This window comes from Mesorhizobium sp. G2-6-1, assembly GCF_055809095.1.
On record NZ_JBVVTF010000001.1, the window covers coordinates 105,970 to 124,363 of the forward strand.

Here is an 18,394-nt window from a genome sequence, read left to right on the forward strand (position 1 = left end):
CAGCGGCGGACATGGCTGAAACGTTGACCGGACCACATTCAGCAGTCGACGAAGCCGAGCACGGTCGTTTCGCCGGTCGCGCGCGGCGCGCAAAACTGCGCCGTCGGACCCTGGCCTACCAAGGCCTGACAGTCGGCGCCGTCGCAATTGTTTTCGGCTACTTCATATACAACATCGTGCGAAACCTGAAAGCCACCGGTCTAACCGGAGGCTTCGGCTTCCTCTGGCAGGAAGCCGGCTTTTCGATGAGCTTCAGCCTGATACCGATGTCGCCGGATGCAACCTACGCAAGGGTCTATCTGGCCGGGATTTTGAACACTCTGTATGTCGCAAGTCTGGCGCTCGTATTGGCCACACTGCTCGGCGTCGTCATCGGACTTGCGCGAAGCGCCTCGGCCAGGCCGGTTAGGCTTCTCGCGCAGATCTATGTCGAAGCGATCCGCAACGTTCCGCTCCTGCTGATCCTGATCTTCACACAGACCGTGGCGCTGCGCTCCTTGCCGGTCGTCCAGAACGCGCTCGATCTCGGCGGCGGATTTTTCCTCAGCAACCGCGGCATCTACCTCCCCGCCCCTCTTGCCGGACCCAACGCCACATTGGCCACGGTGCTGTTTTTCGCCGGCGTGGCGTCCGTGGCGCTCGCCTGGCTGACACGCCCGCGCGTGCCGGTCCGTCGTGGGCGCGATGTCTGGACGCCGGCGGCAGCCGTGCTATTTGCCGCCGGCGCGATGATCGTCGCGGCATCATTGCTGGAATGGGAACGACCGGCACTGGCCGGATTTGACTTCAGTGGCGGGACCAAGCTGATGCCCGAATTCGTGGCGCTGCTCGTCGCTCTCTCCCTCTACAATGCCGCTTTCATCGCTGAAATCGTGCGCGCCGGCATTGCGAGTGTCGACAAGGGGCAGGTCGAGGCGGCGCGCGCCCTTGGCTTCAGGCACGGGTTCATTCAGCGGCGGATCATGCTGCCGCAGGCATTGCGGCTGATGGTGCCGCCGATCACCAACCAGTATGTCCACCTCGTCAAGGCGTCGTCGCTGGCGACCGTCGTCGGATTTCCCGATCTCGTCAGCGTGTTCCTCGGCACGTCGCTGAACCAGACCGGACGCGCGATCGAAATCGTCATGCTGACGGCGCTGGTCTACCTGACCATCAATCTGGCGCTCGGATCGGTCTCGGCCGCCTATAACAGCCGTATGGGGCTGAAGGAACGATGACTACACGCGCCGTTACGATCCCCTCGCGCCGCCCGCCCGCTCCGCTGAGGCGACGGCCGGCCCAGATGGCGACGGCTGCGCTGCGCGACCGGCCGTTCAGCCTGCTGGTTTGGGCAGTGTTTGCCCTTGCGCTCGCCCTGCTGGCGCCGGAGTTTCTTCAATGGGCCGTTTTCGATGCGACATGGATTGCCGACAGTCGGCAGGGATGCGATCCAAACGGGGCGTGCTGGGCGTTCGTCGTCAACCGCCTGCCGCAATTCGCGTTCGGGTTCTTTCCGGAAAGCCAACGCTGGCGCGCCGCCTTCGCGCTTGCAACGCCGATCGCAGTGCTCGCCATCGGCCTTGGCCCGAATTTCCGCGGACGCACAGCCATCGTCGTTGCGGTTCTTGCTCTCTACCCCGTTCTTTCGACGCTCGTTCTGCAGGGTGCGCTGCTTGGCCTCCTGCCCGTTCCGACGACGCAATGGGGCGGCATGACCATGACCGTCTATGTCGGCACGGTGGCTTTCGTCCTTGCCTTTCCGATCGGGTTTCTGCTCGCACTCGGGAGGATGTCGCAATTGCCGGCGCTGCACATGCTGGCCACCGGTTTCATCGAGGTCTGGCGCGGACTGCCGCTAATCGCCGTGCTGTTCATCGCGGTTGTCATGGTGCCCCTGATCCTGCCGCCCGGCATCGAGTTTCCGCGCCTGGCGCTGGCGCTGATCGGAATCACGCTCTACACCTCATCCTACCTCGCCGAAGTGTTTCGCGGCGGCCTGCAAAGCATCGGCAAGGGACAGGAAGAGGCGGCGGCGGCGCTCGGCTTCACCTTCTGGACCGCCCAAGGCTACATCCTGATACCGCAGGCGATCCGGGCGGTGCTGCCCGGCATCCTCAATACGGTGGTGGCGCTGTTCAAGGACACCACCTATGTCCTCGTCGTCGGCCTGTTCGATTTCCTCAACATCGTCACCGCCGCTGTCGCCGATCCGCACTGGCTCGGTCTCGCGACGGAAGGTTATCTGTTCGTCGGGGTCGTTTACTGGAGCTTCTGTTTCTTTCTGTCGCGCGTCAGCGCAAGCCTCGAACACCGGCTCGAACAGGGTCGGGAAAAAGCCGGAGAGACCTGAGCAATGGCGGACAAGGAAGCCGTATCCATCAGCGTTGAAGGCCTGTCCAAATGGTTCGGCGACTTCCGCGCGCTCGCCGATATCGAGCTTTCGGTGACGCGCGGCCGGTGCATGGTGCTTTGCGGTCCGTCGGGGTCCGGGAAATCCACCTTGCTGCGCTGCCTGAACGGGCTCGAGGAATGGGATGTCGGGGAAATACGGATCGGCTCGCGCATGGTCGGCCACGGCGGGCGCGATCTCGTGGCGCTGCGGCGAAAAGTCGGGATGGTCTTTCAGAATTTCAATCTCTTTCCGCATCTCACCGTACTCGACAACATCGCTCTTGCGCCGCGAATCAACCTGGGCGTGGCGCGCGATGAGGCGGAGGCGCAAGCCGCGGCGCTGTTAAATTCGGTCGGTCTTGCGGACTATGCGGAAAAGATGCCCGAGGCGCTCTCCGGCGGCCAGCAGCAGCGGGTGGCGATCGCACGCGCGCTCGCCATGAAACCCGACATATTGCTGTTTGACGAGCCGACATCGGCGCTCGATCCCGAAGCGATTGGCAGCGTACTCGATCTGATGGTGGAACTGGCTGACGCGGGAAGCACGATGATCGTGGTGACGCATGAAATGGGTTTCGCACGTCGTGTATGCCATGACGTGTTGTTCATGGCGAACGGTCGCGTCGTGGAAAAGGCGCCTCCCGACGAATTCTTCGGTTCACCGAAAACCGCGCGCGCCCGGGAATTCATTGCCCAGATCTGCCACGACTGAGACGCCAGATCAGGCAAATCTGCGAGACCGGTAACTTCTCTGGGGTTGACGACGGTTTGTTTGCACCGGGCGGTCCATCATCATCGTTTTTGTTCAAGGAGGCGACGGTGGCGGTGGAATGGACGATCACGATTGAGGGCAGGAACGAATTTGGCGACACGTTCGGGAAGGAGGTCCGCATCAACAAAAGCTGGGAGTGTCTGTTCGACAGCGAAATCGGGCTGTCGATCGACGACGGCAAGAAGATCATGGCGACGCTGCAGAATGCGGTGGTGAGCCATGAAGCGGAGACCTATGCCCTCTTTCGCCGGGTTTGCCCGGATTGCCACATGTTCCGGCCGGTCAAAGACTATACGACGCGCCGGATCCGAACTGTCTTCGGCACAGTGGAGGTTCGCAATCCCCTCTAGATGCCGTTGTCTTGTCTTATGACTTTTTCGCTAAATTTGGGCATTGAGAGATGCCCGATCCGGGATGGCCACCCCGGATCGGGTGGAAGGGGAAGGATCGAAGTTGTCTCGGTCGTTGAGGACCGTCGATTAGTGTGATCACCCCTTTCTTTTCCACCAGACCTGGACGGAAACCAGGGCTTCGGGCCCGGATGACAAGAGTAGGACAGCGGAAAAGATGGACAACACTCTACCCCAAACGGTCGGCATCGACATCTCAAAAGCTACACTTGATGTCTATGTCTTTCCTGCAGACTGCGAGCGACAATTTGCCAATACCATCAAAGGCCTCAAAGAGTTGATTGATTGGCTTGGGCAATGGCCGATTGATCGGATCGCCTATGGGTCGAAAAACGTGCTTGATCACAACGGAAACTAATCGCAAGTCCTGAATCAAGGCCTTTTTGACATTATTCGGCCGACCACCGGTCGTGTCCGACCAGACGATGCGTTGAGAAGCGGAATATAGTGCGAAGCGCTGTTTCGCATTGGTCGCTGATTGACGTTTGCCGGGAGCATGGTTGTCTGCGCGGTCGATACTTGATCGCCGCATGATGGGTTTTCGCGGGAGGGATATTCCAGTGTAATGGACGCAGTGTGAACGTGGTAGACGTTCACCTGCAACGGCATCAGCGGAATGATCCGACCTACGTCCGGGCAGGGACGTTTCAGTGCATCCGGTGAAGTGGACGCAATTCAGAATGGCAAGCGACCTACGTCATCGCAACTTCCTGGTAATGCTCCCGCGGCCTCAGGCGGGAGACCGGAAAGAAGTTGGGGATTCGGCAAGCATTCGTCGGTAGCCTTTCGCCGATTTTGATCGGAGATGCCGAATGGAATGGACGTTGAAGCTGGAGCATAGGGATGCCGAGGGGAGATTGCATTTCTCAACGGTGACGACAATTGATCGTCCTGAGTTGACCGATGCTGGCGATCTCGGGCTGTCGCACGACACTGGAAAGCACTTGCTCTGGGCGGTCCAGATGGAAGTTGCCTCCGCACAGGTCCAATCGTTCATTACAAAAGCACGGCAATGCACCGGCTGCGGGCAACAGCTCACAACGAAGGATCGCCGGCGCCGGCGCATCGACACGATTTTCGGCCAGGTCCGTGTATCGGCGCCTCGGTTCGAGCCCTGCCGCTGCGGGCAGGTCGGTGACCTTTCGCCTGTGACGTCGTTGTTTCCGCATCGCTCTACGCCGGAACTCCGTCATCTGCAGGCCAAGCTGGGCAGCGAATTCTCCTATCGCCAGGCAGCGACCTTGCTGCGGGATTTCCTGCCGGACTCCGACCGCTTCAACCACGCTACGATCCGCAACCGCGTTCTCGAAATTGGACAACAGATCGAGGCTGAGACCGTCGCAGAAATCTCCAACAAGCCGGCGCCTCTCATTCCATCGGAGAACATGGTCGTGGGCATAGATGGCGGATTTGTCGGGGCAACCCGAACACATATGCAGCGACGGCAGTTTGAGGTGGTGCTGGGCCGGATTGAAGCTCCGGATCGCAGTGGCGAGATGTTCGCTGCCGTTCGCGATCTCGACGGCCTTGCCAAGGAACGCATCCGATCGGCACTGCGTCGAGCAGGGCGCGGGCCGGCAACGACGCTTACGGTCCTATCGGATGGCGAAGATGCAATGCAGCGCATGGCCGATGACTGGTTGAGCGGCGCCATGGAACATCGGCTGGATTGGTTCCACCTCAATCGACGCATCTCCTGGATGTGGAGGGCCGTCTATCACACCTTGGGAGTTGGCGATCTCGATCCTGAAACGCGGCTCAACCGATATCGCCGCGCCTTGCGAAGCGTTCGATGGAATTTGTGGCACCATGGCCGATCCCGGCATGCCCGATGGATGATCGCGATATCCCGACTTGGCGCTCTCATCCTGTCGCATCGTCTCGAAGCTGAGACGGCCCGGCAAAGCACTGCGAGGATCGACGATCTCCACAAACGCTTCCAGGAATTCCGAAACTACGCATTTCGAAACAAAGCTTCCTTGGCAGACTATGCTTCACATCGTCGGCGTGGGGAACGGGTCTCGACGGCCCATGTAGAATCGACTGTCAACCAGCTGATCAATCAGCGCATGTGCAAGAAGCGACAGATGCGGTGGTCGCGGACCGGCGCGCAATTGCTGCTCAATGTTCGGGTAGCTCATCTGAACGACAGGCTGGAGCGTTACACGAATGTCGTCCAGCCTCGAGTAACAGGCACGATATCTGACCTAGATTTATTGCCCATCGCCGCCTGACACCCCCAACTTCTTTCCGGTCTCCGGTTTAATGGAAAGTCACATCCTGGCAAACCGATGAACGCTGTCGTGGGCGCCCTCATAGCCGCGACCGCGCAGTTCCTCGAAAAGACGTTGTGTCGAGCGCCGTTCCCGACGGGGAAGCGCTGCTTCCGATGTCAGAATCCGCGTCAGCTCTTCGACATACGCCCCGAGCTTGGGCGCCGGCTGAACGCCACGTTCGTATCGGAATTCTGTCTCGCCGCCACGCACGACCTTGCGAACCGTCGTCCGCGACACCGAAAACTCCCGGGCGATCGTCTTGATCCCCCGGCCTTGGTCATGAAACGCACGCCGTATCTGCCCTATCAAATCCACGTCAATCATTCCCCCGCATCGCCCTCCCTGCAGCCCGAAAGGCCGGAAGGGCGGATTGTAAAACAGTTCAGCAGGGGTCAGTTTTGGTCGCGAAAATCCCCGCTAAGGGGGCCAACTTTGCATGCGATTTTACACCCCGGGACCAACGCTTTCAGCACAATAAGGGGAGCATGAGGATCTGTGTGGCAGTCAGGCGGCCGCTCGGTTGTCGGCAACGTTCTGATTGTCGTTTGCCATGCCCGGATACCATTTCTCGAATGTGGAGCGCAAAGAGCCGTCGAGGGTCTGGGTTCTGGTTTGCAGCAGGAGATGCGCGCCGGTCCGGCTCCATTGCATCTGCTGCTTTTTGGCGAAGCGCTTGCTGATGACGGCATTGACGGTGGCCTCGACGAAGGCTGAGGATATCCGCTCTCCGGATCGGTAGCGCTCGCCGTAATTGATCAGGCTTGCGTTGTTCGCGGCGATGTAGGACTGGAATTCGCTGATCGCGGTCCGGAATTTGCGCATGTTGGGATAGTCGGTTTCCACGCACTCGGCACTGCAATACAAGTCGCCGATCTCCTCACGAGCCCGGTACGTGTTGCCGTGCCAGAGATACCATTTGATTCGGAAGAGCATGCCGAGCAAATCGTTGCCGGCTTCCTCGTCATGGTTGCGAAGTCCCTGGGCGAACTGGCGAAGCACGGCGATCCGCATGGTAATGTGGAACCAGTCGAGCACGTGCTCGCTGGCCGGAGCGATCATTTCGGCCAGCGAGCGGACTTCCTCGCCTCCGTCGGTGATGAATGTAATATCCTGGTTGGCCTGCACACCCTGCTTCTTCAAATGATCCAGGATTCGGCGCTGCGGCTTTCGATCATAGCCATGGACGAAGCCAATATAGCGCGGATCGCCGTCCTCGGGCAGTGAGCGTCCGACGATCAACTCGAAGTTTTTCTTACGGTCGTTGCGATCCCGGATGTATCCGCCATCCAGACCGATAACGATTCGACCATCCGGAACCGGCAGATCCATCCAGTCACGTGGACAAGAAGCCTGCATGAAGGAAACCCGTTCTTCCGTCAGTTCCCGCTCGATCCGGGCAGCGGTTCGCAGCGCGTGTTGCCGCACCGTGGTGGCGTTGGCGCCGCAGTCGATAGGAAGCACATCGGAGAGCAACTCGGCCGCGGCAGCAAAGGGCACCAGCGAGGCCCAGCGCGTTTCGAGGTACAGGCGTTCGGGCGCGATATGATCGGGAATGAGTTGCCTCAAAGGCGAAATCGTCGCTGGACCGTTGCTTCCTTCCCCGCTCGGCAGGCCGTATCGTGGACTCTTGAGCCGGACATCGCCGAAAAGGGTATGGAACGTTACGGGATAGTATCCCTTGTGCCGCAAACGGTGGCCGTCTTTCTCGCGGTTTTCCTTCAGCCATAATTCCACCTGCGTCTCCACCATCTTTTGTTGGAGTTTCGCAAGCAGGGCCTTGCCCTCGGTGAGCGACAGGCCGAGATCCTCGGCGCCCTTCGTGATCTTGTCCAAATCGGCGGCAACCTCGCTTGCGATCAGCCCACCGTCCTCGCCAGTGATTTCCATGATGATTCGAACCTGCATGCCGCACCTCACGTAACGGGTTTCCGGAATTGACAGCGTGGAAAACCGATAACCTTCCGAACCGGATGTTTCCCCGCTACACAGTATCCAACATAAAAGCGGTCACGACGCGGCCTTCCTGGAGGTTGATCGTCTCTCGGACGGACACAGCCTAAAGCAGCCAGATCACATCTGCTGATACATGAGGTCGAGATGTTCGTCCTGCCGCAGGCGCTTGTTCACCTGCCGTTGCTCGAAGTGTTTGCCCAACAGGGCTGCGCCTTCCTCGATCCGCAAAAGCGTCTCGCGCAATTCCTCAGCGCGCTCCGGATCGTCGAGGACTGCAAACGAGCGCGTTTCGCTGATCTCCTTGATCAATTCAGTCGTCGTGGCGAGATCGTCATACATCTCATAGCCGAGCGCATCGTCCAGCTGCCGCATCCAGGCTTCAGGTCCACCGCTATCCTCCGGGGGGCAGTTGCCGTCGCCGCCGACGCAGCACGGATAATGCGATGGCGGTGCAGGCATGCGGCGGTCTTCCAGACGGATTTCATGTTGCCAGGGAATGTTGAGGTCGTATTCGTACAAAAACCGGCTGCCTTTGCGCAGTTTCAGGTCGCCGAGCGAAATGTTGGGCGAACTTGCCGCCGTTTCCCAAGAACCGTAGCGGACCGTATGCACGATGAACTGGTAGAGGTGGATGCTTTCCCAGCCTATCGCGACCTGAAGAACGCCGTGAAACTCGCGCAGGTTCATTGTCGACGGTACCTGCACCCGACGCCACACCATCGGGCTCACGCCTTTTAGCCAGATCCGAAATTGCAGGGTCGTCGACGTTGTCTCATCCAGCGGCGGTTTGCGATCTGTCGCGGGCCGTGAACGTCCTCTCGTGCATGACGGTTTCAAGAATGCGGCCTCGGCGGAAATCATCGCAAAACCTATATCGCATTCACCCGGGGCGGGCACCTGCCACACAATTCCTCATGCTCCCCCTTCTGTTAGCCCTTGGGAGGGTAGGGGTCGTTGCCGTAGGAGTTAGAGTCACGGATCTGCCCGTTGGGCCGATGGATCACCACCTCGCTGTGCTGGTTGATGGCGATGTCGCGTGCAGATGAGATCGCGCCGCCCTGCGTGGGATGAAGCGACGTGGCCCGGCTGTTACCGGCGCCGACGACGGCCCATTGGCCTTTACGGGGAACGACATGCTGATTTTTGCCCATAAAGGTCTCCGTTGCGGTGTACACCATACATATGTGTACGACTTTATCTTACGACAAGGCTTGCGTCAAGTTTTGTGGTATGATCCTGTGGAAACAAATCAGACGGCGTGCCGCGCAAGCGTGCGCGCCGCTGTCACGTGGAGTACGGAATGAATGGTTGAGTTGGCGGTGAAGCTCAAACAGCTGCGGGTGCGGAGCGGGAAATCCCTGCAGGAAGTGGCGGATGCAGTCGGCGCCTCGAAGGCCCACATCTGGGACCTGGAACGCGGTGCAAGCAAGAACCCCTCGCTTACACTGCTTAAGAGCCTGGCGGACTTCTACAAGATCGGCGTCGCCGAACTGGTCGGTGAAGATCCGACCGCTGCGGCGGAAGAACCTGATCTGGTGGCCCTTTATCGCAATCTCAGCGAACTGGAGCCGGAGGACCGCCAGACCATTGCGCTGATTGCCGAGCGGCTGAAGGCCAGTCGGAAACCATGAACATCACGCGTATGGACTTGGCCGACGCGGGCGGCCCCGAGCGCCTCGTCCTGGAAATCCTGAGACACGAGCCGCAATTGCCGATTCCGGTGCCTATCGAGGAATTGTGCCTGGCGTTGGACATCCACGAGATCGTGCCGCTGACGACACAAGGCTACGAAGGCGGGCTTATCACCATGCCCGACAAGTTTAACGGATCGATTCTTTTCAACGAGGCGAGCCCACCCGAGCGTCGGCGCTTCACCATAGCCCACGAGCTTGGGCATTTCTTGATGCCGTCGCATGTGCCGTCGGCCGAAGGGCGGTTTCTTTGCAAGTTGCAGGACATGCGGGAGCTGAAAGGGGAGAATCGGACCGTCGTCTGAAGATGGAAGTCGAGGCCAATCGCTTTGCCTCGCAGATCCTCATGCCCCCGCCGAAATTTCGCGTGGACACTGCCGCGGGCAAAGACCCCGACATCCGCCAGCTATCAGGCATCGCCCTGAAGTATGAAGTCAGCAAAGAGGCGGCTGGCCGCGCTTACGTACGGTTTCGGGAAGAACCTGTCGCGATCGTGGTGACGCAGAACGGCAAGGTGCTGCGCGATTATCGCGACCCCCTCAAATTTCCAAGACTTTCGATCCCGGCCGGGGCCATGGTCCCCGCACATTCGCTGCTACGCCGCCGACAGCATGAGATGGGTGTGCCCAGTGACATTGATGAAACCGATGCCGGCGTGTGGCTCCAGGTGGAAAGAGGTCGACAACCCGCGCCGCTCTATGAGCAGGTCCTTCTTCAGCGTGAGGGCTTCGCCCTGGTCATGCTTTCGCGGGACGCCGTATCCGGCGATCAGGAGGAAGATGATGAAGAGGCCGAAATGACGTCTGCGGAACGTCTGAGACGTCGCCTAAGTCGATAAACCCGGCCTTAAAGGTCGAGCCACACCCCAGCCGCGACCTTTAAGGAATATCATACCGGCGAAGGCCCCGAGCTTGGCGGCATCCTCGGTTGGGTATTGCCTACGAGCCTCGACCACTCGGTTGGCTGCACGCTCGAGAATGCGGCCGCCCCAGCCTCCTCCTGCTTTGGCGTAGATATTGATATTGAACCCGTCGGTGTTGATGTAGCTGTTGCCTGCCCGCGACCTCTGCCACTTGCGGAGGAGCCAGCGGCCGCGCCACGCAGCGGCGCCTTTAAGGGCCTGTTCCCGGCGGCGAGGGCCGGTGTAGTCGTCCTCCATCCGCTCGGCGCAAACACAGCCGACGGCCAGGGTGCCCACAAAATCAGGATGGCTCATGTAATGCACATAGCGGATCTGGACCACCTCGCACATTTCGCAGGTTTCTGCGGGTTCGCCCAGGTCGTCGACATCGGTGCACGTCCAACCCTTCTGCGGGACGCCTTGCTGTGACCACTTGCCGGTCATGGCCGATATCTCCGTATGACTCTAAGCTCTCTTTATCTGTTCATGCTCGTCGGAGCCGGCCCGTCGCCTTCAGGCCTTTCGCGGCTCGATGACCTTTGCGCGAAAGATGGCAGCTACTTTGCAGGATCAAGGTTGGTCCTGGTGGCCCCGCTTCTGCCTTGCGGATTGCGTTCGGGCTGTGGCCACGCCCATTGGTAACCCGTCATTCCCCGCACGCCAACGTCATTCAAACCAACCATGCGGGCAGAACTTTGTACACTATTCGTTCCCGATGGCAAACTGTGGCGCTCTGCTATGCTGACAAGGATGATCGGTGGGGCTAAGTTGCGCGGGAGTTTTGAATAGCGAGCGCGGGTAGGCTTTTCGGCACGGCATATTCATGCTTCGTTCGGTCTTAGCGTGTCTGGCCTTTATCAACCAAAGACAGCAATTGTCTTGCGGTGAAAGGCATTTCATGAGATTCTTCGGCGTGATCCGAGGAGATGAGAATGTCAGAAGCCGTACTGGCTGCCCTTGCTGAAATTCGTACCGTTGAGGACATGATCGTCGCCTTTCGCGACGAGGATCACTGTCGACGATTGCTTGAAAGCATGGTTTGGCCAGATGGGCGCATCTGCCCGGCCTGTGGATACAAGCGTTCGATCTCAATTGCCGGCCGTGACATGGGCAAGCGGCGCGCGAGACCGGGGCTGTACCAGTGTTCGAACGGTGATTGCCGGTTCCAGTTCACAGTCACGACACACACGCCCCTGCATTCGACGAAGCTGCCGCTGCGCATCTGGCTGAAAGCGATGTGGCTCATGCTACAATCGGACAAGGGGATGTCCTCGGTGCGATTGGCCGAAGCTCTCGGAGTTAGCCAGCCCACTGCCTGGAGAATGGGACACGCGCTGCGTTTGATGGTGGCGCGTGAGAACCCGTTGGCGGGAACGGTGGAGATCGATCACTTCTATCTCGGCGGCCGGCCAAGGAGGCAACCTGACGAGCCACCTCCGGGACGAGGCCGCAAAGGTCAAGCGAAGACCGTGAAAGCACCGGTTCTCGGAATGGTGCAGCGGTCAGTAGACAATGTACCTGGCACACTTGCCGGTGATGCGCGTGCTGCAGTTGTTACTGGCCTTTCATTGCGGGCAGCCGAACGCGCGATTGAGATGCGGATCGAGCCCGATGCCCACCTGATGAGCGATGAAGCGAAGGCCTTCATGGCTGTCGGCGAGAGCTTTGCGGCGCATGAGACGGTAAACCACTCTAATCGCGAGTACGTTCGCGATGCTGTTCACGTCAATTCCGCCGAAGGATTCAACTCCCGCATTCGGCGAACTATTGCCGGTGTTTTTCATCACATCAGCCCGCAGCATGCCGACCTGTATTTCCATGAGATGGGCTTCCGCTGGTCGCAGCGGGTCGTTACGGGACAGGCTGTACGCAAGACGCGGCGGGGCCGCCAGATCGTGCAGACGCTCTGGTCACGCGTACCGCCGGCGCTGCAACTGCTCCAGGTCTTCCGCGCCGCCACCGGTCGCCAAATGCGCAGAAGCCCAGACGGCGGCATCGTCATCAAATCAGTCGTAGCTGTCTTTGGTTGATAAAGGCCGCGTTGTTTAGCGTACTCTCAACGCGATGCCCTCATCATAGAATAAGTGGCGCCTAATGAGATGGAGGTGGACCCGCTCGTTCCGAGCAAGGCAGACTTGGTATGCCGCGTATGGTGGCTGTGGACGCGATTGCGAAATGTCTGGCAAAGCGGGCACGCGGTGTCATCTGATTCAGCGCGGATTGTAATAATCCCCGGACAATTTTGGGACAATTTCATGCGCCGGCGCCATGGGCGTCGGCAAACAGATGGCGCGCTTGCGCGTGTGGGCGACACAGTTGGCTTCCCATGGTCCCATGTGCTTCATCCTCCGCACCGGCAAAGTGCTTGACGCAGTCGCATCCAACTCGTTTGCGTTTGCGTACGTTCTGGCCTCAGTTTATGGTTTTTTGCACGGTGCCTGGCCGTTTGGCTTGGTCGAGGCTATTTGGACGCTCGTGGCCTTCAAACGTTGGAGGAACCGGGTGTCGAATTGACGGGACCGTCGCTTAAGCAGTTCTTTCGCTTTCATGCTCGTCGAACCTGTCCGCATCTGAGACGCAGAGCGCGTCCACAACACCGCAATCGGAAGCACCGCCTTCCACCCGACATCGCTCCATCGCCAGCGCAAGCTGACGTTCGAGCCGATTGAGGTCGGCGATCCGAGCGCGGACAGTGCCGAGGTGGCGTTCGGCGATCGAGCAAACGTCAAGACAGCCCATCTGCGTGGGTTCACCCAGTGCGATCAAGCTCCTTATTTCAGTGATTGGAAAGCCGAGTTCTCGAGCCCGCCGAATAAACGTCAGCCGTCGCAGCCCCGTCTGATCGTAGACCCGTCGTCCGCCGGCCGTTCGCGCCGGTACGGCCAGGAGCCCAATCTTTTCATAGTAGCGAATCGTTTCGATATTGACGCCTGTTCGTTTAGACAGAGCGCCAATCGTAAAGGGGTCCGCTCTCGTCTTTGTGATTGATGTTTCGATCATCGCCCGTTGCTCCTGTAGCTCCTACAGGAAGTACACTGTCTGTTGTGCCTGTTCAACAGAATGCGAAATGCGAGAAGAGGAGACCCTGTGATGGCGTTACCCGACAAGATACGGAGCTTTCCGACACGCGACTATTGGAAGGCTATCGGGATCGGCGTGCTGAACGCAATTCTTCTGTCAGCCGTGATGGTTCCGGCGTTCAAGTCCGGCATTGCGCCAATGCCCGAACAGCCAAGCCTGGCCTTCGCGGAAACGCTTTTCGGACGAACGCTGCCCCTGCCGATCGGTCTGTTGTTTCACTTGGTCTACGTGGCCTTCTGGTCCGTTGTGTTTGTGGTGCTGTTTCGCGACAGGCTCACGTTCCTCAATGCGCTCTGGCTCGCGCTGGCGCTCTGGGTGATTGCTCTTGTGGTCATGTTTCCGATCGCCGGCTGGGGGTTCCTTGGTCTGGGGATCAGTCCGAAATTGATTATCGCGTCGCTCTTTCCGCATTTGCTGTTCGCCTTGTTTCTGTGGGCCGGCTGCCGGCTGGCGTTCAGGGATCGCGCGCAGTTGACGCCGGAAACGAGGACGTGATCGATCTGTATGCCGCGAGCACACCCAATGGGCGTAAGGCGACGATCATGCTCGAGGAAACGACCTTGAGGTACGATCTCCACAGGCTCGACCTATCGGCAAGAGATCAGCATCGGCCGGAATTCTTGCGCCTCAATCCCAACGGCAAAATCCCGGTCATCGTTGATCGTGACACAAACCTTACGATCGGCGAGTCCGGGGCTGTGCTCATCTATCTTGCCGAAAAGTCGCAAATGCTTTTGCCGGTTAAAGGGACAGGCCGCACGGAAGCCCTTCAATGGCTGTTTTTTCAGGTTTCCAGCGTCGGTCCGATGGCCGGACAATACAATCATTTCCGGCGTCACCAACCCCGTCTGGACTATGCCTTTGCGCGCTATCGCAACGAAGTCTTGCGTCTGCTTGAGGTGATGAACGGTGCGCTGGCGACACGCGACTTCATCGCCGGCGATTATTCCATTGCCGATATCGCACTCGTGCCGTGGCTGCGCGCCCTTCAGCGCTGGGACATGACACTTGGCGACTATTCCGAAGTGGCCGCATGGTACGCGCGAGTCATGGAGCGTCCGGCAGTCAAGCGTGGCTTCGAGATATTGGAAGCGGACTGAATTTTGAGAAAGTTTGCGCCGGGGTGCGGACGGGGCCGCGGGTTCCAGAATCTGAATTGGTTGAAAAAGACCAAGCTACGGATTTCCTTGGAGGTATCGTAATCCCTAGACACAGAGCCCGTTGGAAACGGTGTGTGCGATGGCCGTCTTCTGAATTTTTGTGATACATTTCTGGCTGAGAATTCAATTGATCCTGCACAACATGCAACATTAGCATCGGTTCGAACCCCGCTAGGCAGTGTCGCGAATTCCGGGCAGGTTGTGAAGCGTCGCAAATAGGGATTTTTGCGATTCCTAAACGCGCGACCTGAATCGCATCCATGGCAACACATGCGAATTTCGACCTGTTCGTTTCCAGCATTTCCGATGCTACAAAACTTGACCATCGACTGAGCACGCAGCCCATCCGATATCTGCGCTGGCCCGCCGTTCCCGTCTCCGATGTAAATCACATGTGCTGTTCGCGAGCCGATGAGCGCCCCTCCGACACAAACGTCGCTAGGAAATGTGCCAGTGAAATGGCAGAAATTACCGCGCCGATCGGTAAGCCCCCTGGGGGATGGTTCATGAAGGCTACCCGGCGCAACATGAAAGTTTCGTTACGTCCTTATCGAACGTCTGGGCGGCAAGCTTCAGCCCCTCGACCGTGGTGAGATAGGGGAAGATCGTCTCTCCGAGCGCCTGCGCCGTCATTCGATGCTTCAGGGCGAGGACCAGTGTCTGAACCGTGTCGGCGCCTTCCGGCGCCAGAATCTGGCCGCCCAGCAGCCGGTCGGTTTGGGCATCCGCCACAAGCTTGATGAGGCCGCGCGTGTCACGGGCGGCCAGCGCCCGCGGAACCTGGTCAAGCGGGACAATCGAGGTCTTTACCTCATATCCAGCCGCAAGCGCCTGTGCTTCCGTAAGTCCCGCGCCGGCAATTTGAGGATCGGTGAACACCACCCAGGGCATGAAGCTGTTGTCATAGATCAGGCTGTCGCCGTTCAGGGCATTGCGCGCCGCCAGCTTTGCGCCGTATGCGGCCATATAGACGAACTGGTCTCTGCCCGTCACATCGCCGGCCGCATACACTCTCGGTTTCGTCGTGCGCATCCGGTCATCGACCACCACTGCGCCCCACACGTCGGTCTCAACGCCTGCCTCGGCGAGGTTCATGCCCCATGTGTTGGGCGTTCGTCCCGTGGCCGCCAGAACCTGGGCGGCCGTTAGCGTTTCGTCGCGACCGTCAACCCGGACAATAAGCGTCATCCGGTCATTGCTCCGGTTGATCCGGCGATAGGATAGGCCCGTTCGAACGGTGACGCCTTCCGCGCGAAGATAGTCAGTGAGCGCTGCCGATACTTCGGGCTCCGCCTCGGGCAAAACCCGGCTGCGGGTCACAAGAGTGACCGCCGTGCCCATCCGCGCGAACATTTGTGCGAGTTCGCAACCAACATAGCCGCCGCCGATAACGAGGAGCGAAGTTGGCAGTTCGGTCAGTTCCAGCGCCGTCGTACTTGTGAGAACCGCCACGTCAGCGATGCCTTCGATATCCGGCAGGGCAGGCGCGGCACCTGTCGCGATAATGATCTTGCCGACGCCTATCGGTGCGCCATCGATGTTTAGGGTGTCGCCGGCGAATTGGGCCCGACTATCGATGTAGGTCACACCGTCATAATCCGGCAGCAGGTCGGCATACTTCTTTTGCCGGAGCATCGATACCAGTTCATCCTTCGCCGAGACGACAGCGAACCAGTCCGTGACATTCGCCTCGCCCGCGATCCCGGCGAAACGCGATGCGGCTTTCGCTCCATACAAGGCTTCTGCGGCCCGGATCATGGTCTTGGACGGCACGCAGCCGATGTTCACGCAGGTGCCGCCGATCAGGCCGTGGCCGATCAGCGCGACGCGGGCTCCTTCGTTGGCCGCCGTAATCGCCGCCGAAAACCCGGCGGAGCCTGCGCCGATCACGGCGAGGTCGTAGCCCCCTTTGCGCGGGACCGAACAGCAATCGTCCATATCATTTTCTTTCGTTCTTCAAGGTCTGGTGGGGCCTGCGCTGCGCTGGCGCCGCCAGAGCCCGTAGGCGGTGACACCAACGAACAGGACGAGCGCGGGAAGCAGGACGTAATCGAGCCAGGCGAGCCAGGCCGAAAGGCCAACTACTCCGAGGCCGATGACGAGAACTGGCGTAAAGCAGCAGACCGCCGCGACCACGGACCCGGCAATGCCTGTCTTGAGAATTGTCGCGTCCTTCAAACCTGCAACCTCAACCTTTTGCCGCTGCGGGATATCCGGCATTCGCCGAGGCGGCCGCGATCACGTCCGGCGTGGTTGCCGAAGGATCGAAGATGACGGTCGCGGTCTTGGCATCAAAGTCGATATCGACGGACTGAACACCATCGACGCCTTCCATCGCTTTCTTGACGGTGACCGGACAGAGCGCGCAAGTCATGTTCTGGATCGCGAAAATGGCAGACTGAAGCGCTGCCCCCGACCCCGTGGTCTGAGCGAAGGTGGGGCTGGAGAGGGGCGCGAAAAGGTAGATGCCGCTCAGCATCATCGCGGAAGCGGCAAGGAAGATAGGTCGTTTCATGGCATCGTCTCCGGGTGTCGGGTTCAGTAGAAAAGCGGCGCCCACCAACCGATGGTCAGGGCTAAAATCACGAGGGCGGTCGAAAGCCACAGCGCCGTCTTTGCAATGAAAGCAGATGCTGGCCGCGCGCAGTAGGATTCCACGTCGCAGGCCGCCTTCGGCTTGAAATAGATTTGCCGGAAGCCCAGCCCGATGAAGACCAGCGCGACGGTTGCAAAAATCGGCTTGTAGGGTTCGAGTGCGGTAAGATTGCCGATCCAGGCGCCGGAGATGCCGAGAGAAAGCAGCGCGAGCGGGCCGATGCAACAGGCCGAAGCGAGGATCGCGCCGGCTGCACCGCCCGCAGCAAACCAGCCCTTCTTGCCGTCCGGCGAGCCAGATTCAAGTGCCGCCGTCTTGTTTGTCGTCACACTCATCGGTTTGTCTTTCGAATTTCCGTTGGATTCGTGTATACGGTCTGTAGCTGCTACAGGCTCAAGGGGTTATTTCAGCGATGCGCGATCACGTTTCCGGGAGGGGCATCCAGCGTGGCGAACTAGCGCGGCTGACCGGCTGCAATCTCGAAACCATCCGCTACTACGAGAAGATAAAGTTGATGCCGGATCCATCGCGAACAGCTGCCGGCTATCGGATTTACGACGACGCGCACGTTTCGCGGCTGCGGTTCATCCTGCGCGCCCGCGAGCTCGGCTTCGCCATCGAGGAAATCCGGGGTTTGCTCCAACTCGTCGACGGCGGCAACCAGACCTGCGCCGAAATCAAGGAGAGGACCGAACAACATCTGGCGGACGTGCGCGCCAAGATCGTCGACCTGAAGCGTATCGAGCGGGTGCTGGCGGCGACGGCGGCACAATGTTCAGGCGAGGATGTACCGGAATGTCCCGTTCTCGATGCGTTGGCGTCATGATCGCTACCATCGGAATTTATGTCGGTGCGGCGCTGGCCGAGATCGCCGGCTGTTTTGCCTTTTGGGCATGGCTGCGTCTCGGCAAATCGCCTTTCTGGCTGGCGCCCGGAGTGCTTAGCCTGGCGCTCTTCGCCTTCCTTCTCGCGCGAATCGACAGCGATTTCGCGGGTCGGACCTATGCTGCCTATGGCGGCGTCTACATCACGGCCTCGATCCTGTGGCTCTGGATCGTGGAGAGCAGGGCGCCGGATCGGTGGGATATCGTGGGTGCCCTCATCTGCCTGGTCGGCGCCACGGTGATTCTCTGGGGACCGCGCAGCGGGACGCTTTGATTCACTGGCATCCGGGAAGGCCTTCA

Annotated in this window: 23 protein-coding genes and 1 pseudogene; 14 read left to right on the top strand and 10 right to left on the bottom strand. The window is 59.6% G+C overall.

What is annotated here, in order from left to right; translation table 11 throughout:
- The first annotated feature begins 11 nt into the window (after positions 1 to 11).
- The 6 genes from AC0L7S_RS20110 (at position 12) to AC0L7S_RS20135 (ending at position 5,786) form a co-directional block, all read left to right on the top strand.
- Entirely contained in the window at positions 12 to 1,217 is a 1,206-nt protein-coding gene (locus AC0L7S_RS20110; RefSeq protein ID WP_473474494.1) for an amino acid ABC transporter permease, read from the top strand.
- Positions 1,218 to 1,282: 65 nt separating this feature from the next.
- Positions 1,283 to 2,329 (top strand): amino acid ABC transporter permease, encoded by a 1,047-nt coding sequence (locus tag AC0L7S_RS20115; protein ID WP_473474495.1) that lies wholly within the window; start codon positions 1,283 to 1,285, stop codon positions 2,327 to 2,329.
- 3 nt (positions 2,330 to 2,332) lie between these two features.
- On the top strand, positions 2,333 to 3,082 hold the full coding sequence (locus tag AC0L7S_RS20120; protein WP_473474496.1) for an amino acid ABC transporter ATP-binding protein: 750 nt from the start codon (positions 2,333 to 2,335) through the stop codon (positions 3,080 to 3,082).
- Between the two features lie 107 nt (positions 3,083 to 3,189).
- Positions 3,190 to 3,492, top strand: a complete 303-nt coding sequence (locus AC0L7S_RS20125; protein ID WP_473474497.1) for a hypothetical protein — start codon at positions 3,190 to 3,192, stop codon at positions 3,490 to 3,492.
- A gap of 217 nt (positions 3,493 to 3,709) precedes the next feature.
- On the top strand, positions 3,710 to 3,910 hold the full coding sequence (locus tag AC0L7S_RS20130) for a hypothetical protein (RefSeq protein ID WP_473474498.1): 201 nt from the start codon (positions 3,710 to 3,712) through the stop codon (positions 3,908 to 3,910).
- A 454-nt stretch (positions 3,911 to 4,364) separates the two neighbouring features.
- Positions 4,365 to 5,786: an ISKra4 family transposase gene (locus AC0L7S_RS20135; protein ID WP_473474499.1), complete on the top strand. Its 1,422-nt coding sequence runs from the start codon at positions 4,365 to 4,367 to the stop codon at positions 5,784 to 5,786.
- 45 nt (positions 5,787 to 5,831) lie between these two features.
- Here the strand turns inward: AC0L7S_RS20135 and AC0L7S_RS20140 are convergent.
- The 4 genes and pseudogenes from AC0L7S_RS20140 to AC0L7S_RS20155 all read right to left on the bottom strand — a co-directional run.
- Positions 5,832 to 6,152, bottom strand: a pseudogene (locus AC0L7S_RS20140) (helix-turn-helix domain-containing protein); the annotation flags it as partial.
- 180 nt (positions 6,153 to 6,332) lie between these two features.
- Entirely contained in the window at positions 6,333 to 7,733 is a 1,401-nt protein-coding gene (locus AC0L7S_RS20145; RefSeq protein WP_473474500.1) for an ISKra4 family transposase, read from the bottom strand.
- Positions 7,734 to 7,898: 165 nt separating this feature from the next.
- Entirely contained in the window at positions 7,899 to 8,642 is a 744-nt protein-coding gene (locus tag AC0L7S_RS20150; protein WP_473474501.1) for a plasmid pRiA4b ORF-3 family protein, read from the bottom strand.
- 68 nt (positions 8,643 to 8,710) lie between these two features.
- Positions 8,711 to 8,932 (bottom strand): DUF2188 domain-containing protein, encoded by a 222-nt coding sequence (locus AC0L7S_RS20155; RefSeq protein ID WP_473474502.1) that lies wholly within the window; start codon positions 8,930 to 8,932, stop codon positions 8,711 to 8,713.
- A 153-nt stretch (positions 8,933 to 9,085) separates the two neighbouring features.
- Here AC0L7S_RS20155 and AC0L7S_RS20160 point away from each other — a divergent pair, with 153 nt between their 5' ends.
- From AC0L7S_RS20160 to AC0L7S_RS20170, 3 genes are read left to right on the top strand one after another with little or no spacing between them, the layout of a single operon-like run.
- Positions 9,086 to 9,412 carry a helix-turn-helix domain-containing protein gene (locus tag AC0L7S_RS20160; RefSeq protein ID WP_473474503.1) on the top strand — a complete coding sequence of 109 codons (327 nt, stop codon included), beginning with the start codon at positions 9,086 to 9,088 and terminating at the stop codon, positions 9,410 to 9,412.
- Positions 9,409 to 9,777 (top strand): ImmA/IrrE family metallo-endopeptidase, encoded by a 369-nt coding sequence (locus AC0L7S_RS20165; protein ID WP_473474504.1) that lies wholly within the window; start codon positions 9,409 to 9,411, stop codon positions 9,775 to 9,777. The genes AC0L7S_RS20160 and AC0L7S_RS20165 overlap by 4 nt, the downstream gene beginning before the upstream one ends.
- Positions 9,778 to 9,779: 2 nt before the next feature.
- A complete protein-coding gene (locus tag AC0L7S_RS20170) occupies positions 9,780 to 10,310 on the top strand; it encodes an ImmA/IrrE family metallo-endopeptidase (protein WP_473474505.1) in 531 nt (176 codons plus the stop codon).
- On the opposite strand, the gene AC0L7S_RS20175 is transcribed toward AC0L7S_RS20170, so the two are convergent.
- Positions 10,299 to 10,817, bottom strand: coding sequence for a hypothetical protein (locus tag AC0L7S_RS20175; RefSeq protein WP_473474506.1), 519 nt, complete (start codon positions 10,815 to 10,817; stop codon positions 10,299 to 10,301). The two genes, AC0L7S_RS20170 and AC0L7S_RS20175, sit on opposite strands and share 12 nt — an antisense overlap.
- A 488-nt stretch (positions 10,818 to 11,305) precedes the next feature.
- Here AC0L7S_RS20175 and AC0L7S_RS20180 point away from each other — a divergent pair, with 488 nt between their 5' ends.
- The gene (locus tag AC0L7S_RS20180) at positions 11,306 to 12,403 is read left to right on the top strand and encodes an IS1595 family transposase (protein ID WP_473474507.1); all 1,098 of its coding nucleotides are present in this window, start codon (positions 11,306 to 11,308) and stop codon (positions 12,401 to 12,403) included.
- A 496-nt stretch (positions 12,404 to 12,899) separates the two neighbouring features.
- On the opposite strand, the gene AC0L7S_RS20185 is transcribed toward AC0L7S_RS20180, so the two are convergent.
- Positions 12,900 to 13,373, bottom strand: coding sequence for a MerR family transcriptional regulator (locus AC0L7S_RS20185; protein ID WP_473474508.1), 474 nt, complete (start codon positions 13,371 to 13,373; stop codon positions 12,900 to 12,902).
- Positions 13,374 to 13,463: 90 nt separating this feature from the next.
- On the opposite strand from AC0L7S_RS20185, the gene AC0L7S_RS20190 reads away from it, so the two are divergent.
- Together AC0L7S_RS20190 and AC0L7S_RS20195 are read left to right on the top strand one after the other, a co-directional pair.
- Positions 13,464 to 13,949, top strand: a complete 486-nt coding sequence (locus AC0L7S_RS20190; protein WP_473474509.1) for a hypothetical protein — start codon at positions 13,464 to 13,466, stop codon at positions 13,947 to 13,949.
- On the top strand, positions 13,946 to 14,554 hold the full coding sequence (locus AC0L7S_RS20195) for a glutathione S-transferase family protein (RefSeq protein WP_473474510.1): 609 nt from the start codon (positions 13,946 to 13,948) through the stop codon (positions 14,552 to 14,554). Before AC0L7S_RS20190 ends, AC0L7S_RS20195 begins: the two co-directional genes overlap by 4 nt.
- A gap of 573 nt (positions 14,555 to 15,127) precedes the next feature.
- Here the strand turns inward: AC0L7S_RS20195 and merA are convergent.
- From merA to AC0L7S_RS20215, 4 genes are read right to left on the bottom strand one after another with little or no spacing between them, the layout of a single operon-like run.
- Positions 15,128 to 16,552 (bottom strand): mercury(II) reductase, encoded by a 1,425-nt coding sequence (merA, locus tag AC0L7S_RS20200; RefSeq protein ID WP_473474511.1) that lies wholly within the window; start codon positions 16,550 to 16,552, stop codon positions 15,128 to 15,130.
- Positions 16,553 to 16,570: 18 nt separating this feature from the next.
- Positions 16,571 to 16,792, bottom strand: coding sequence for a mercury resistance system transport protein MerF (gene merF / locus AC0L7S_RS20205; protein ID WP_473474512.1), 222 nt, complete (start codon positions 16,790 to 16,792; stop codon positions 16,571 to 16,573).
- A gap of 10 nt (positions 16,793 to 16,802) precedes the next feature.
- Positions 16,803 to 17,129 carry a heavy-metal-associated domain-containing protein gene (locus AC0L7S_RS20210; protein WP_473474513.1) on the bottom strand — a complete coding sequence of 109 codons (327 nt, stop codon included), beginning with the start codon at positions 17,127 to 17,129 and terminating at the stop codon, positions 16,803 to 16,805.
- A gap of 23 nt (positions 17,130 to 17,152) precedes the next feature.
- The gene (locus AC0L7S_RS20215; RefSeq protein ID WP_473474514.1) at positions 17,153 to 17,545 is read right to left on the bottom strand and encodes a mercuric transporter MerT family protein; all 393 of its coding nucleotides are present in this window, start codon (positions 17,543 to 17,545) and stop codon (positions 17,153 to 17,155) included.
- 77 nt (positions 17,546 to 17,622) lie between these two features.
- On the opposite strand from AC0L7S_RS20215, the gene AC0L7S_RS20220 reads away from it, so the two are divergent.
- Together AC0L7S_RS20220 and AC0L7S_RS20225 are read left to right on the top strand one after the other, a co-directional pair.
- Positions 17,623 to 18,036, top strand: a complete 414-nt coding sequence (locus tag AC0L7S_RS20220; protein WP_473474515.1) for a MerR family transcriptional regulator — start codon at positions 17,623 to 17,625, stop codon at positions 18,034 to 18,036.
- The gene (locus tag AC0L7S_RS20225; protein ID WP_473474516.1) at positions 18,033 to 18,368 is read left to right on the top strand and encodes a YnfA family protein; all 336 of its coding nucleotides are present in this window, start codon (positions 18,033 to 18,035) and stop codon (positions 18,366 to 18,368) included. Before AC0L7S_RS20220 ends, AC0L7S_RS20225 begins: the two co-directional genes overlap by 4 nt.
- Positions 18,369 to 18,394: the final 26 nt, after the last annotated feature.

Coding starts and splice junctions, on each gene's coding strand:
- AC0L7S_RS20110 (WP_473474494.1), top strand. CDS start 12: ATGGCTGAAACGTTGACCGGACCACATTCAGCAGTCGACGAAGCCGAG.
- AC0L7S_RS20115 (WP_473474495.1), top strand. CDS start 1,283: ATGGCGACGGCTGCGCTGCGCGACCGGCCGTTCAGCCTGCTGGTTTGG.
- AC0L7S_RS20120 (WP_473474496.1), top strand. CDS start 2,333: ATGGCGGACAAGGAAGCCGTATCCATCAGCGTTGAAGGCCTGTCCAAA.
- AC0L7S_RS20130 (WP_473474498.1), top strand. CDS start 3,710: ATGGACAACACTCTACCCCAAACGGTCGGCATCGACATCTCAAAAGCT.
- AC0L7S_RS20135 (WP_473474499.1), top strand. CDS start 4,365: ATGGAATGGACGTTGAAGCTGGAGCATAGGGATGCCGAGGGGAGATTG.
- AC0L7S_RS20145 (WP_473474500.1), bottom strand. CDS start 7,733: ATGCAGGTTCGAATCATCATGGAAATCACTGGCGAGGACGGTGGGCTG.
- AC0L7S_RS20150 (WP_473474501.1), bottom strand. CDS start 8,642: ATGATTTCCGCCGAGGCCGCATTCTTGAAACCGTCATGCACGAGAGGA.
- AC0L7S_RS20155 (WP_473474502.1), bottom strand. CDS start 8,932: ATGGGCAAAAATCAGCATGTCGTTCCCCGTAAAGGCCAATGGGCCGTC.
- AC0L7S_RS20160 (WP_473474503.1), top strand. CDS start 9,086: ATGGTTGAGTTGGCGGTGAAGCTCAAACAGCTGCGGGTGCGGAGCGGG.
- AC0L7S_RS20165 (WP_473474504.1), top strand. CDS start 9,409: ATGAACATCACGCGTATGGACTTGGCCGACGCGGGCGGCCCCGAGCGC.
- AC0L7S_RS20170 (WP_473474505.1), top strand. CDS start 9,780: ATGGAAGTCGAGGCCAATCGCTTTGCCTCGCAGATCCTCATGCCCCCG.
- AC0L7S_RS20175 (WP_473474506.1), bottom strand. CDS start 10,817: ATGACCGGCAAGTGGTCACAGCAAGGCGTCCCGCAGAAGGGTTGGACG.
- AC0L7S_RS20180 (WP_473474507.1), top strand. CDS start 11,306: ATGTCAGAAGCCGTACTGGCTGCCCTTGCTGAAATTCGTACCGTTGAG.
- AC0L7S_RS20185 (WP_473474508.1), bottom strand. CDS start 13,373: ATGATCGAAACATCAATCACAAAGACGAGAGCGGACCCCTTTACGATT.
- AC0L7S_RS20190 (WP_473474509.1), top strand. CDS start 13,464: ATGGCGTTACCCGACAAGATACGGAGCTTTCCGACACGCGACTATTGG.
- merA (WP_473474511.1), bottom strand. CDS start 16,552: ATGGACGATTGCTGTTCGGTCCCGCGCAAAGGGGGCTACGACCTCGCC.
- AC0L7S_RS20210 (WP_473474513.1), bottom strand. CDS start 17,129: ATGAAACGACCTATCTTCCTTGCCGCTTCCGCGATGATGCTGAGCGGC.
- AC0L7S_RS20215 (WP_473474514.1), bottom strand. CDS start 17,545: ATGAGTGTGACGACAAACAAGACGGCGGCACTTGAATCTGGCTCGCCG.
- AC0L7S_RS20220 (WP_473474515.1), top strand. CDS start 17,623: ATGCGCGATCACGTTTCCGGGAGGGGCATCCAGCGTGGCGAACTAGCG.
- AC0L7S_RS20225 (WP_473474516.1), top strand. CDS start 18,033: ATGATCGCTACCATCGGAATTTATGTCGGTGCGGCGCTGGCCGAGATC.